At 62.0% G+C, this 13,569-nt stretch carries 9 protein-coding genes and 3 pseudogenes; 11 read left to right on the forward strand and 1 reads right to left on the reverse strand.

Annotated features, from left to right (window positions below):
- Window positions 1–36 precede the first annotated feature (36 nt).
- From THECO_RS02180 to THECO_RS02195, 4 genes are read left to right on the forward strand one after another with little or no spacing between them, the layout of a single operon-like run.
- Window positions 37–729 carry a response regulator transcription factor gene (locus tag THECO_RS02180; RefSeq protein WP_015253431.1) on the forward strand — a complete coding sequence of 231 codons (693 nt, stop codon included), beginning with the start codon at window positions 37–39 and terminating at the stop codon, window positions 727–729.
- A 25-nt stretch (window positions 730–754) separates the two neighbouring features.
- A complete protein-coding gene (locus tag THECO_RS02185) occupies window positions 755–2,248 on the forward strand; it encodes a sensor histidine kinase (protein ID WP_015253432.1) in 1,494 nt (497 codons plus the stop codon).
- On the forward strand, window positions 2,241–3,137 hold the full coding sequence (locus THECO_RS02190; protein WP_015253433.1) for a fructosamine kinase family protein: 897 nt from the start codon (window positions 2,241–2,243) through the stop codon (window positions 3,135–3,137). Before THECO_RS02185 ends, THECO_RS02190 begins: the two co-directional genes overlap by 8 nt.
- Window positions 3,138–3,176: 39 nt before the next feature.
- Window positions 3,177–5,738 carry a beta-mannosidase gene (locus tag THECO_RS02195; RefSeq protein ID WP_015253434.1) on the forward strand — a complete coding sequence of 854 codons (2,562 nt, stop codon included), beginning with the start codon at window positions 3,177–3,179 and terminating at the stop codon, window positions 5,736–5,738.
- Between the two features lie 268 nt (window positions 5,739–6,006).
- Here THECO_RS02195 and THECO_RS02200 read toward each other — a convergent pair.
- Window positions 6,007–6,606, reverse strand: a pseudogene (locus THECO_RS02200) (sensor histidine kinase); the annotation flags it as partial.
- 2 nt (window positions 6,607–6,608) lie between these two features.
- Between THECO_RS02200 and THECO_RS02205 the strand changes: the two are divergent.
- The 7 genes and pseudogenes from THECO_RS02205 to THECO_RS02235 form a co-directional block, all read left to right on the forward strand.
- Window positions 6,609–7,300: pseudogene (locus THECO_RS02205) on the forward strand (ATP-binding cassette domain-containing protein); the annotation flags it as partial.
- Window positions 7,297–8,049: an ABC transporter permease gene (locus tag THECO_RS02210; RefSeq protein WP_015253435.1), complete on the forward strand. Its 753-nt coding sequence runs from the start codon at window positions 7,297–7,299 to the stop codon at window positions 8,047–8,049. The pseudogene THECO_RS02205 and the gene THECO_RS02210, both read left to right, overlap by 4 nt.
- A 67-nt stretch (window positions 8,050–8,116) precedes the next feature.
- Window positions 8,117–8,617 (forward strand): ABC transporter permease, encoded by a 501-nt coding sequence (locus THECO_RS02215; RefSeq protein ID WP_015253436.1) that lies wholly within the window; start codon window positions 8,117–8,119, stop codon window positions 8,615–8,617.
- A 142-nt stretch (window positions 8,618–8,759) separates the two neighbouring features.
- Window positions 8,760–9,023, forward strand: a pseudogene (locus tag THECO_RS20915) (glycoside hydrolase family 3 N-terminal domain-containing protein); the annotation flags it as partial.
- Between the two features lie 274 nt (window positions 9,024–9,297).
- Window positions 9,298–11,088, forward strand: coding sequence for a sensor histidine kinase (locus tag THECO_RS02225; protein ID WP_015253437.1), 1,791 nt, complete (start codon window positions 9,298–9,300; stop codon window positions 11,086–11,088).
- Entirely contained in the window at window positions 11,085–12,161 is a 1,077-nt protein-coding gene (locus THECO_RS02230) for a response regulator transcription factor (protein WP_015253438.1), read from the forward strand. Before THECO_RS02225 ends, THECO_RS02230 begins: the two co-directional genes overlap by 4 nt.
- A gap of 92 nt (window positions 12,162–12,253) precedes the next feature.
- Window positions 12,254–13,561: an ABC transporter substrate-binding protein gene (locus THECO_RS02235; RefSeq protein ID WP_015253439.1), complete on the forward strand. Its 1,308-nt coding sequence runs from the start codon at window positions 12,254–12,256 to the stop codon at window positions 13,559–13,561.
- The last annotated feature ends 8 nt before the right edge of the window (window positions 13,562–13,569 follow it).

A 13,569-nucleotide genomic window follows, 5' to 3' on the forward strand; every position in this document is an offset into this window, starting at 1 on the left:
CGGACGCAAGCTTTTTCGATGTTGAGGGGTGAGGGGATGGCCTGCATTTTGATCATCGACGATGAAGAAGACCTGGTCTCCCTGCTGCGGGAGGAGCTGGAGGCGCGGGGGCACACGGTGCTCACCGCGAGCGACGGCGAGGCAGGGGTGCGGCAGGCCCGGAAGCAGCCGGATCTGATCATTCTCGACATCATGATGCCGAATCTGAACGGTTACGAGGTGTGCCGGGCGATCCGGGACGAGGTGATGTGCCCGATCATTTTCCTGAGCGCCAAGCAGTCGGAGATGGACCGGATCGCCGCGTTCAACCTCGGCGGCGACGATTACGTACTGAAGCCGTTCGGCCTGCGCGAACTGATGGCGCGCATCGAAGCCAATCTGCGCCGGGAGCGGCGGGCCCAGTATCTGAACGCCGAGCGGAAGCGGTCGAAGCTGTACTTCGGCGATCTGGGGCTGGATCTGAAAGAGCGGACCCTCTCGATCGGCGGCAAGCCCGTCCCGCTGACCCGGCGGGAATACGACCTGGTTGAACTGCTCGCCACGCACAGCGGGCAGGTGTTCTCCCGCGAGCAAATTTACGAGAAAGTGTGGGGCTTCGATGCGGAAGGCGATTCGTCCACCGTCGTCGAACATGTAAAAAAAATCCGCGCCAAGCTCGCAGCCGTCGACCCGGATACGGAGTACATCGCCACGGTGTGGGGGATCGGCTACAAGTGGAACAAACGTTGAATGCCTGCTGAAGGAGCGCGCGCTCGTGAAGGACAAACCGCTCAAATCGCAAATCCGGCTGACCATCGTGCTGATCGTCGTCTCCAGCCTGCTGGCGACGATCGTGACGTATGCGGCGGGGATCTGGCTGTTCAGTTATTTGCTGTACAAAAAGATTAACCCCGCAAATTATTATGAGGCTCAAATACCGGGCATTGAAGCGTACATCCGGGAGCAGGGCGGGGCGCTGATCGATCCGGCCGCCCGGGAACGGCTGGAGCGGGTCATTCCGCGGGACGGCATGGACTATCAGGTGTTCGACGCGGCCGGGAACCGGGTGTACGGCTCGAGCGATGCGGCCTACGTCGCGCAGCCGGAAGACTTGATCCGCCGGCTCAACACGACCTTCCCGGCCAGGGGTAGATTCGTCCGGGCCGTGCCCGTCGTGAGCGGTCAGGACGGGCTGTCCGGCGCCGTGCTGCTTGCCTATGAGCTGAAGGTGTCGCCGGCAAGCGACAGCGGGCGCTACTGGATCGCGGCGCTGCTTATCGTCATGATCGCGACGCCGTTCATCTATTTCGTGCTGGCGATTCTGTTCTTCACGAAACGTTTTGCCGCCCGCGTGAACAAGCCGCTGCAGATGCTGATGGCGGCCGCCCGTCAGATCAAGAACAAGAATCTCGACTTCGAGCTCGATTACCGCGCCGACAATGAGCTTGGGCGGCTGAGCGCCGCGTTCTCCGAGATGAAGGACGAACTGAAGCGCTCCCTGTCCGCCCAGTGGCGAATGGAGGAAGAGCGGCGCAGCATGACCGAGGCGCTGGCCCACGATCTGAAGACGCCGCTGTCGCTCATTCTCGGCTATGCGGAAGCGCTGCTGGACGATCCCGAAGCGGCGCGCACGGCGAAACAGGCCCGATACCTGGACATTATCCGGGAGAATGCGGAGAAATGCTCCGCCCTCGTCCGGCGGATGCTGTACATCGCCGAACTGGAAGGCCCCGGCCTGCAAGTCCGGCCGGTCGAGGTCCGGATCGGCCCGTTCCTGAGGCAGAAGCTGTCTCACTATGAATTGGAGGCGCGGCAGCGCCGGATCCGCATCGAGGCGGACATCCGCGGCGATGCCGATGCGCCGGTCCGGTTCGATGCGGAAATGGCGGAGCGGATACTGGACAATGTGATGACGAACAGTCTGGAGCATACGCCTCCGGGCGGCCGTATCCGGATCGCCGTCCGTGTCCGCCCCGACCGGGCCGAGTATGAAATCTGCAATACGGGGCCGCCGTTCAGCAAGAAAGATCTGGAGAACCTGTTCCGCAGGTTCTATCGCGGCGCGGAAGCCCGCGGCAGCAAAGGCGGCCATGCCGGGCTGGGGCTCTACATCGTGCGGCAGCTTGCGGCGAAGATGGGCGGGGCGGCCAGGGCGTACAATGCTGAAACCGGCGAAGCGTGCATTGCGTTTCACCACGCCATCGAGACGCCGCAGACATCGTCCGCACGGCGTGAAGAGGCGCGACAGGAGGGATGCGCGGATGAATGATGACGAACTCCAGGCAGCCGTCGCCCGGGCCGTCCCCGGAATGGCGGGCGAGCGGATCGTGACCGTCCGGGAGGCGAGGGGCGGCGATATCGGGGAGTCTTACCGCATCGACACGGAGCGGCGGCGGCTCTTCGTGAAGGTGCGCCGGGACATGCCGGCGCGCTTGTTTCAGCGGGAAGCGGAAGGGCTCAGGCTGCTCGGGCAGGCCGGGGCGCTCGCCGTTCCGGACCCGCTCTATGCCGGGGAGATCCCCGGACAAGCGGGCGGCATGCTCGTGCTGGAATGGATCGAGACCGGTCCGGCCCGCCCGGAGACGATCGAGGCGCTCGGCGCCGGCCTCGCCGCGCAGCACCGCACGACGAGCCCGGACGGGCGGTACGGGCTGCGCACGGACAATTACATCGGGCTGCTGCCGCAGGTGAACACGCCGGCCGACTCCTGGCCGGCCTTCTACCGCGACTCGCGCCTGCTGCCGCTGGCGAAGCTGGCGGATGAGTGCGGGATGCTGCCGAAGCACAGAAGGGACAGGTTGTACCGATTGATGGAGCGTCTGGACCGGTGGCTGCCGGATCGGCCCGCCCCGTCGCTGCTGCACGGCGATCTGTGGAGCGGCAACTGGCTGGCCGGCTTGGACGGGCGTCCCTGGCTGATCGATCCGGCGGTCTATTACGGCGACCGGGAGTGCGACCTGGCGTTCTCGGAGCTGTTCGGTGGCTTTCCCGCCCGATTCTACGCGGCCTACCGGGAAGCGTACCCCGTCGCCCCCGAATACGAGGAGCGCAAACCGATCTATCAACTGTACCATCTGCTGGTGCACCTGATCCTGTTCGGCGAAGCGTACGGGGCCGCCGTCGACCGGGTGCTGCGGCGGTATGCCGGCGGCGTGTGAATGCGAGTCGTCAAACGGAGGAACGCGGAGGGAATGGGAATGAAACTGGCGGGCAATTGGAAGCTGCAGTGGTTTGAACCGGGGACCCGGGCGCCTCTGGAAATCGCCTCGCCCGATTTTACCGATTATTTCTGGCTCGACGCGAAGGTTCCGGGAGACGTGCACTCCACCCTGGTCCGAAAGAAAGTGATCGACGATCCGTTCGTCGGGCACAACGACATGAAATGCCGCTGGGTGGAGGACAAGGAATGGTGGTACCGGACCCGATTCGCCTGGGACGGGGAGCCGGAGGACGACGAGGTCGTCGAGCTGCTGTTTGAAGGGCTCGATACGTTTGCGACCGTTTACCTGAACGGTCTGGAACTCGGCCGCACGGAAAATATGCTGGTGGAGCACGCGTTCGACGTCACCGGACTGCTGCGAGAAGGGGACAACGTCCTGGCGGTCCGGTTCGACCCGGTGCATCTTCCGGTCAGGGACAAGGAGAAAAACTATTGGTGCGGATTCGAGAAAGACCGGATCTGGGTGCGGAAGGCCGCGATGAACTTCGGCTGGGACTGGGGGCCGCGCCTGGCGACGGTCGGCATCTGGAAGGACGTTCATCTGCGGAAATGGAGGAAGGCGCGGATCTTCTCCGTCTTTCCCCGCACAGCCGCCGTATTGGACGGCAGGGCGGTCGTGGAAGTGGACGCGGAGATTTTGCGCCGGCCGTGCGGCGGGGAGCCGCTGACCGTGGAGGTCAGCCTGACGGGGGACGGGCGGTCCGTCACCGGATGCGCCGGCCTGACGGCGGACGGGCGGTCGCTTTTTGCCGACGTCCGCCTGCCGGGACAGAAGGCGACGATCGTCCTCGAAGTGGACCGGCCGAAGCTGTGGTGGACGCACGATCTGGGCGAACCGTTCCTGTACCGGCTGACGGTTGCGCTGAAAGACGCCGAAGGCCATGTCCTCGACCGGGTTGAACAGGATTTCGGCATCCGGGAGCTTGTGTTGGAGGAGCGGCATGAGAGCGGGGAGAACCTGTTCTGTTTCCGCCTGAACGGGGTCCGCGTTTTCGCCAAGGGGGCCAACTGGATTCCCGTACACAGCTTCATCGGAGCGGCGGAGGACGAACGCTACAAGAAGCTGCTCGCCCTGGCGCGGGATGCCGGAATGAATATGTTGCGCGTCTGGGGCGGCGGCATTTACGAGAAGGATGTTTTCTACCGCGAATGCGACAGGCTGGGCATCCTCGTCTGGCAGGATTTCATGTTCGCGAACGCCCTGTACCCGGATTACAACCGCAACTTCATGGCGAACGTGTGCGACGAGGCCGCCAAGGCGATCCGGCGCCTCCGGAAATACACCTGCATCGCCCTCTGGTGCGGCAACAACGAGATCGACTGGCTCTATGAGCGGGAAAAGACGGCGGGCCGCATCACCACGCCGCTGTACGGGCGGAAAATCTGGCATGAGCTCATTCCGGAATTGCTGCACGAGCTGGACCCCACCCGGGTCTACCGGCCGAGCACCCCTTACGGCGGCAACGACCACAACGCGGAGGACGTCGGCAACCGCCACAACTGGCAGGTCTGGCACGGCAACGTGGAGCCGCGGAAGTTCGGGGAACCCGCGCTGCAGAATATTTCGGTGGAAGGCGTGTCGTTCAAAAACTACAAGAAGGACCGCACGCGCTTCTCCAACGAATTCGGCATGCACGCCTCGTCCAACCGCCATACGCTCGAACGGTACATTCCGGAAGGCGAGTTTTACTGGCAGAGCGAGGAGATGGCGTACCGCAACAAGGACATCTTCCATGAAAAAGGCATGCTGCTGATGGAAGGGTACACCGGCGTTCCCCGCGATCTGGACCAGTACATCCGCTACTCCATGCTGACGCAGGCGGAAGGGCTGAAATACGGCATCGAGCATTACCGGCGCCGGAAGCCGTTCACCGCCGGCGCGCTCATCTGGCAACTGAACGACTGCTGGCCGGGAACGAGCTGGTCGCTGATCGATTACGGTCTGCTGCCGAAAGCGTCCTATTACTACGCGCGGAAATTTTTCGCTCCGGTCGCGGCATCGATCGATCACGATCCCGGCAAGCCGCTGGCCGTCTGGCTGGTCAACGATTTACAGGAGGCGGTGGAAGACGAGCTGGTGCTGGAAGTCGTCACGTTTGAAGGCAGGGTGGTGCGGACCGAAGCGGTCGCGGTTTCCGTCGGGCCCAATGAAGCCCGGAAGCTCGCGGAATATGCCGAGGAAGAGCTGCTCGGCGGCGCCGCGCCGGATGCGGTCGCCGTCCGGCTCAGGTCGCACGGCGGCCGGTTCCCGGACAATGTGTATTACCTGCGGGATTTCAAGGATCTCCGCTTCCCGCCGGCGCAGCTGTCTGTTGAGCGATCCGCCGAAAGGCGGACGATCGCGGTGACGGCCGACCGGCTCGCGCGCTTCGTCATGCTCGATATTCCGCAGGAGGAAGTCGTCTGCTCGGACAATTTCTTCGACCTGTTCCCGGGCGAGTCCCGGACGATCGAGCTGCGGCACCTGTCCGGCGGGGAAATCCGGATCGAAGCCATCGCGGTGTCGGCGATCAACGGGGAAGCGGAAGCGGGCGGTTGACTTGCCGAAGGCAAGGATGCGGGCAATTAACGGCATAATTTGCCGTTATTGCCTGTGCGCACGGCAGGCGCAGGGCGAATAACGGCACGCCGTGCCGTTATTGGCGCCGAGCGGGGGCCGGATCGGCCTGACTGCGTCCAATAACGGAAGATTTTGCCGTTATTGCCTGTGCGCACGGCAGGCGCAGGGTGAATAACGGCACGCCGTGCCGTTATTGGCGCCGAGCGGGGGCCGGATCGGCGTGGCGCCCTGACGGCCGCATCCGGCCTCACGCCCCCTCCGCGGGAAATTCCATCGCCGCGGTCAAGCCACCCCCATCCGGGCTGTCGAGCAGAAGTCTGCCGTGGTGGGCCTTCGCGATTCGGGCGACCATCGGCAGACCCAGGCCGTGCCCGTGCCGGGGAGGCTGCTTCCGCTTGGACGAATACGGAAGCTCCGTCAATTCCGCCAACTGCTCCCGCGGGATGCCGCGCCCGTCGTCCCGAACCACGAGACGGCAGAGGGTCCGGTCTTCGGACAGGAATGTCTCGATGGCGATGCGGCAGCCTTCCGGGTTGTGATGGACGCTGTTCTGCATGAGATTGGCGATCGCCCGGAGCAGCAGCCTTTTGTCCCCGTCGATCTGTGTCTCTTCATCGGCCAGCCGCAGCACGATCTTATACCGCTCATCGAGTCCGCCGTTCAGCATATCCGCGGCCGCCTGCCGCGCGATCGCCGAGAGACGGACGGGCTCCCGGCGGATCGGCTGCATCTCGTACTCCAGCATCGAGACCAAGTTCAGGTCGCTGACGAGGGAGCGCAGCTTCTCGCCCTGGCGCCGGATGATGCCGGCCTGCCGCCGCTCTTCTTCCCCGAGATCGGAGTTGTCCTACGATTCTGCGGCAGACGGGCTCGCTCATCGAGTCGCCTTCGTACTACGGCCATCTGACGGGTCTGGAGAACTTGCGAGTTGTGCAACGGCTGCGGGGCCTGCCGGACCGCAATGTGGAGGAAGCGCTGCGGATCGTCCGGCTGGAGAAACACCGGGACAAGAAAGCGGAAGCCTGTTCGCTCGGCATGAAGCAGCGGCTGGGCATCGCCATGGCGCTGCTCGCGTTTCCCCGGCTGCTCATCCTCGACGAGCCGACGAACGGCCTGGACCCTGCGGGGATGGAGGAAATCCGGGAACTGATCAAGACGCTCCCCGGGCGCTACGGCATGACGGTGCTGCTGTCCAGCCACCTGCTGGCGGAAATCGAGCAGATCGCAACTTCGGTCGGCATCATCAACGAAGGCCGGATGGTGTTCCAGGGCAGTCTCGACAGCCTGCGATCCCGAAGCCGGGCGAAATCCGGTTCCATACCGGGGATAATGCCGCGGCGGAACGGCTGCTTGCCGTCCACGGGTATCGCCCGGCCCTGAGCGGCGGCCGGCTCGTGTTCGGCCCGCTCGCGGACCGGGAAGTGGCGGAGATCAACCGGCTGCTGGTGGCCCGGGACATTCCGGTCACCCGGATTGAGGAGCACAGGCGCAGTCTGGAGGATATTTTCCTGGAGCTGACCGGAAGGGAGAGAAGCCTGTGATGCGGGTGCTCAAGCTCGAATATTACAAAATTCGTCGCAAGAAAATCGTTCCCATGATCCTGCTCCTGCTCGCGGCGGAAATGCTGTGGGCATGCATGTCCAACAGCCTGTCCGTCTCCCGCAATCCGGATCAGGCCGTGTGGGCGTCGATCCTGTTCATGACCGCCTCCCTGAACGGGCTGTTCATGCCGCTCATCACCGCCATCGTCGTCTCCCGGATGTGCGACATGGAGCACAAAGGCTCCACGTGGAAGCTGCTCGCCGCGCTCAATGTGGGCCGCGGACGCCTGTATGCGGCGAAATACGGGTGCGCAGGCAGCCTGCTGCTGCTCGCCATTGCGGTGCAGGCGGCGGTGATGGCGGTCTACGGTCTGGCACAGGGGTTTCCGGGCGGGCTGCCCGCTCCATGGCTGCTCCGGTTCATCGGCGGGACGATGCTGGCGACGCTCGCCGTTGCGGCCCTTCAGCAATGGATCGCCATGGCCGTCAAAAATCAGGCGTTCGCGCTGTGCCTGGGGATGCTCGGCAGCTTCATCGGGCTTACCGCGCCGCTGTTTCCGGCGGGCGTCCGGCGGTGGATGATCTGGTCCTGTTATCTGGACCTCGCCCCGGTGACGTACCGGTATGCCGAATCCGCGGGCACGTTCGCGGCACAGCCCTGGAACAGCGGAATCGCGATGGCGGCGCTGGGGACAGCCCTCCTGTTCTTCATCTTCGGCAACCTGCATGTTGCCCGGAAAGAAATTTGAGGAGTGGGTGCGATGAGACAGAGTTTGTCGGCCGAATGGCTCAAACTGCGGCATTCCCGGATCGGCATTGCATCTGAACCGCAACTGGAACCTGGTCATGACCGCCCCCGTGCCGGTCGCCGCCGTCTTCATGGCGAAATGGATCGTCGCCTCGCTGCTGATCCTGTTTGTCCAGGCGCTGTTCATGGGACTGTACGGGATCGCGGGCCTGCTGCTTGCGCTGCCCGGGCCGTTCCCGGCGGAGACGATCGGGTGGGCCTTGCGCGGATGGTACGCCTGCCTGTCCATCAGCGCCTTGCAGCTCGGCTTGTCGCTCCGGATTCGCAGTTTCGCGGTGCCCGTCGGTTTCAGTCTGGCGGCGGTGCTCATCGGCTTGGGGCTGTATGTGGCGAAATGGGGGCTCTGTTTTCCGTACTCGCTGCTGACGATCGGCATGCATGTGCTGAGCCGGGATGCGCTTGATCCGCTGCAGGAGGCGCTGTTCTGGACGATGAATGCGGGGTACGGGGTGCTCTTTGCCGCCTGGTTCGTCCGCGGACTCAAGGTTCGGGATGTCGTGACGGCGTGACAGGGGGCGCATGCATCGGCGAGCTGAATGAACCGGCGTGCGTCGCAAAGCATCAGGTAAACATTATCCAATGAAAGCGGTTAATCTAATGAAATGACCGGCCGCCGGTTTTCCCCTACACTGGAAGTTAATATCCAGGATGGGGGAATGTGCGAAGAGTTCCCCGCTGTGCGGCCGCAATTTCGAATATTTCTCGGAGGATCCTTACCTGTCTTCCGAAATGGCGGCCAGCCACATTCGCGGCGTGCAGAGCCAGGGAGTCGGCACCTCGCTGAAGCATTTCGCCGTCAACAACCAGGAGCATCGCCGGATGTCGGTCGACGCTGTCCTTGACGAGCGGACGCTGAGGGGAATCTATCTGGCGAGCTTCGAGGGGGCGGTGAAACAGGCGAAGCCCTGGACCGTGGCTGCGCGGCAGCTGCTGGACGCGTTCAATCCGTTCGGCGGGGCCGCGGAGCAGGATGCGGGCGGCATGTTCGAGGCGATCATCCGGTATTTGCCGCTGCGCAATCTCGTGTCGTTCAGCGGCGGCAAGCTGACCGAGCGGCAGCTGGATGACTGGATTGCCGGGCTGAACCGGAAATTGAGCGCTGCCGAGTCATAAAAAGGAGTATCCACCGGAGTCGAAAATCCTCGTATAATGAAGGGGCTGAATGCGGCAAAGACAGGCGGTGCGGAACATGTTCCGATGGCTGGTGCAGCCTTTCAGGAAAAGCATACGCAACAAACTGATGCTGGGCATGGTACTCATCGCGGCCATTCCGGTCATCGTGGTCACGCTGCTGGCCATGCGGAATGCCCACGATTCGATGGAGGAGGAAATCATCCAGTCCAACCGTTCCAGGCTGACCTGGGTCGGCGAATATTTGGACGAACGGCTGCGGCGGCTGAACAATCTGATCTATTCCATCCTCTACAGCCCCGCGTACGTGGACAATATCGACCTGCTCGATTCCGATTCGCTCGGCCGGCAGTTCTCGGCGCAGAGTGCCCTGATGGATCTGCTTACTTCCACGCTGTATTCGGAGATTGACAGTCTGCACGGCATCGAGCTGTACACGATGACGAAGAACAAACTGTTCTATGTCAGCAACCAGGAGTTCGCCATCACCAACACCGAGTCGATCCCCGAACCGTGGCAGCAGATGTTCGAGAACCGGCTGGACGTGCAGATCGTGAACCATCCGTCGCAGCCCGGCCGGTTCTATCTGATGCGGACGATCAACCGGTTCGAAGACCGGAGCAAGCAGGGCGGTATCCTGCTTGATGTGCGCTGGGACATGCTCGGCGGCGTGCTGAACATGGCCAATCCGGAGGACGAGAGCCTGGTGTACATTGCCGACGGAGAAGGCAATCCGCTCTACCGATACGGCGACGCGGATCTTGAACCGGCCGCGTTCGCCGGCATTCTTCGCGACGCGGCAGCGACGGGCGAAGCGGGCGTCGTCGAACACGGCGAATATTACGTGTTCTACAGCGCGGCTCCCTCGTGGCCGCTTTTCGTCGTCAAGATCGTGCCGGCCAGTCTGATCAATGCAAGCGCCAACAAGACCGGCCAATATGGACTGGTCATCGGCCTCATCTCCGTGCTCGTGTCCGCCGGCATGGCCGTCTTCATCGCTTTGCAGACCTCCAAGCCGATCGTCCGGCTGGCCAAGTCGATGCAGCGGTTCAATGTGCTGGCGCCGACGGGGCCTGCGGATTTTCGCCCCGGCAAATCCAGAATTGACGAGATCGGCATGCTGGAAGCGAAGTTCGCCAGCATGACCGAGCGGCTCCGGGATCATATCACGACGGAGTATGTGCTCAATCTGCAGCGGCAAACGGCCCAGTTGAAAGCGCTTCAGGCCCAGATCAATCCTCACTTTCTGCACAATACGCTGCAGATGATCGGCGGCATGGCGATGTCCAAACCGCCGCATGAAATCTATCAGGTCATCCGCGCGCTCAGCGAAATGTTCCGCTATATCGTCCGGGAGTCGGATCTGTCGACGCTGGGCAAAGAGCTCGCGCATGTCGGCAACTTCATGTATATCCAGGAGCGGCGTTTTCCGAACAAACTGCGGTTCACCGTCGAAGTCGAACCGGGGCTTGAAGGCTGCGCCATTCCGAAACTGTCGCTTCAGCCGATCGTCGAAAATGCGGTGAAATACGGCCTTGAAGCGGAAATCGGCGACGACTGGCATGTCCGGATCATCTGCGCAAGAAGCGGGGAGACGGTCGTCATCACGGTGCGGGACAACGGAGCGGGCATTGCGCCGGAGCGATTGTCGCAGTTACAGCGGCAGCTTCAGGCCAGCCATGACCCGGTATGGGAGAACGAAGAGCGAATCGGACTCCGGAATGTGAACGCGCGCATCCGGATGCATTTCGGACCGCCGTACGGCGTCTGGATCGACAGCCTACGGGGCGAAGGGACAACGGTGACGGTCACGATTCCTTACAGTACGGAAGGGCGGGATGAACGGTGATCAAAACACTTCTGGTCGATGACGAACCCTGGACGCTGGAAGTCATCAAGCAATTCGGCCGCTGGGAAGAGTTCGGCATGGAGATCATCGGCGAAGCGGACAACGGGCGGAAGGCGATGGAGATCATCCGCTGCCATCAGCCGCAGCTGGTCATTACGGACATGCACATGCCCGGCGTTGACGGGGTGCAGCTGCTGCAATACCTGGATGAACATTGCGGCGGCACGAAAGTCATCGTCATCAGCGGGTATGACGATTTCGTCTATACCCGGCAGGCGATCCGCAGCAAGGTGCACGAATATTTGCTGAAACCGATCGATCCGCAGGAGTTGAACACGGCCCTGGGCAAATGCCGCGAAGAGATTGCCGCACGGCTGGAGTGGCAGACGCCGGGCGTCCTGGACCGCGAGACGGTCGCCGCCATCGACGCGGCCGCCAAGCGAATGGCCGCGCTGCTGACCGAAGGGGAGCGGGAGGCGCTGCGCGGGGCGTTCGAAGAGCTGTACCGGAAGTTCCTGGATCATGAACATTCGCGGGCGCTCATCCATCGCGTCTATCACGAATTGTGGAAACAGTGGGAAGAGACGATCGTGCTGCACGGGCTCGAGATCCGCGAGCCGAATCGCCGCTGGGATCCCGCTTCCGCCGATTGGCGCACCACCGTCGATGCGCTGCGGGAGCTCTATGAGCAGGCCTTTGACAAGCTGCAGGAAGAACGCAAGTATCGGAACAAGATCAACCTGCGCGATGTCCGGCAGTATATCGAGCAGAACTACGCGGAGCCGCTGGCGCTGGAATCCATCGCCAGGCGCTTTTTCGTCAGCAAAGAATATTTGAGCCGGGCGTTCAAGCAGGAGACCGGGTGGAACGTAACCGATTACATTCTGAAGCTGCGGATGGAACGGGCGATGTCGCTGCTTGCGGAGGACAGCCTGCCGATCAAGGCGGTGGCCGGGCTGGTCGGATACGAGGACGTCGCGTATTTCTACCGTCTGTTCAAGAAGCAATTCGGCGTCACGCCCGGCGAGATTCGCAAATCCGGTGCCGTCGTCCAGGTTAACAAAGTCCAATGAAAGCGGTTAATTTTCTTGAATTACGTGACCGCTTCCGGCTTCTATACTGGAACATGCAGTCAACCATACATCAAACAGGGAGGTCACCGGAAATGAAGAAAAGCAGCCTGGTTGTCGCAAGCCTGCTCCTTCTGATGAGCGTGCTTCTGGCCGCTTGCGGAGGAAGCAATGCGGACAACGGCAATTCTTCTTCCTCATCGTCGCAAGGGGGCGGAGAGGGCGAGAAGGCCCGCGAGGTTACGCTCAAGCTGTTCATCCCGCAGCCCCGTCTGAAGGACGAGTATGACGCTTTCATCCAGAAGTTCGTCGAGAAAGAGAAAGCGGAGAAAAACATCGACGTCAAAATCCAGCTTGAAATGCCCAACGCCGACAATGCGCCGCAAATTCTGAAAACCCGCCTCGCTTCCAACGATGCGCCGGACGTGTTCACCGTCCATGCCATCAACGAAATTCCGACGTTCTACAAGGCGGGCTATCTGGAAGATTTGTCGGATCAGCCGTTCGTCGACAAGCTGCTCGACAGCGTGAAGGAGTCCGTCACGATCGACGGCAAAGTGGTCGGCGTGCCGATGGAAACGCTGATGTGGGGCTACCTCTACAACAAGAAAATTTTCGCCGATCTGGGCCTGACGCCGCCGACGACGATCAGCGAAATGAAGGAAACGATCGAAATTCTGAAGCAAAACAACATTACGCCGTTCCTGCTCACCTACAAGGAAGCCTGGATGCCGCAGCTGTTCGTGCCGCTGACGGTGGGCGCTCTGACGAATTCGGAAAACGAGGACTTCATCGACCGGATGTACCAGGACAACGGCTCGTTCTCCGAAATGAAGGGCATGTTCGAAATCATCGATCTGGTCAACGCCAATGGCACCGACCGCGCCATGGAGATCGGTCCGGACGAAGGTTCGGCCCAATTCGCCGAAGGCAAGGCGGCCATGTGGGTGAACGGGCCGTGGCATGCGGAGACGATTCTGTCGGCCGACGAGAACTTCGAGATCGGCGTCGCGCCGCTGCCGGTCAACGATAATCCGGAAGCGACCATGATCAACCTGTCGACGTCGACGACGTTCGTCGTGTCGCCCGAAAGCAAGAACAAGGACGTCGCGCTTGATTTCATCAACTTCATCCTCGATGACGAGGTGACGAACGAGTTCTATCAAAGCCTGAAGTTCAACCCGGTGGCGAAGAACCATACGTTCGAAAGCTATCCGTGGGTGAACGACGCAGCCGAATTTGTGAAGGCCGGCAAGGCTTATCAGGACCCGTCCATCCCGCAGGCCGTCAAGGACGAGTCCGGCAAAGTGCTGCAGGCATACTACACCGGCCAGGCCAAGCAGGATGACGTCATTTCCTCGCTGGACAAAGCATGGAAGGATTTCAACAAGATCAACAAATAAGCGGTTGG

Origin of the sequence: Thermobacillus composti KWC4, from assembly GCF_000227705.2 — a bacterium.
Classification (GTDB): domain Bacteria; phylum Bacillota; class Bacilli; order Paenibacillales; family Paenibacillaceae; genus Thermobacillus; species Thermobacillus xylanilyticus.

Excerpts from the sequence above, each read along its gene's own strand:
- THECO_RS02180 (WP_015253431.1), top strand. The coding sequence starts at position 37 with ATGGCCTGCATTTTGATCATCGACGATGAAGAAGACCTGGTCTCCCTG.
- THECO_RS02190 (WP_015253433.1), top strand. The coding sequence starts at position 2,241 with ATGAATGATGACGAACTCCAGGCAGCCGTCGCCCGGGCCGTCCCCGGA.
- THECO_RS02195 (WP_015253434.1), top strand. The coding sequence starts at position 3,177 with ATGAAACTGGCGGGCAATTGGAAGCTGCAGTGGTTTGAACCGGGGACC.
- THECO_RS02225 (WP_015253437.1), top strand. The coding sequence starts at position 9,298 with ATGTTCCGATGGCTGGTGCAGCCTTTCAGGAAAAGCATACGCAACAAA.
- THECO_RS02235 (WP_015253439.1), top strand. The coding sequence starts at position 12,254 with ATGAAGAAAAGCAGCCTGGTTGTCGCAAGCCTGCTCCTTCTGATGAGC.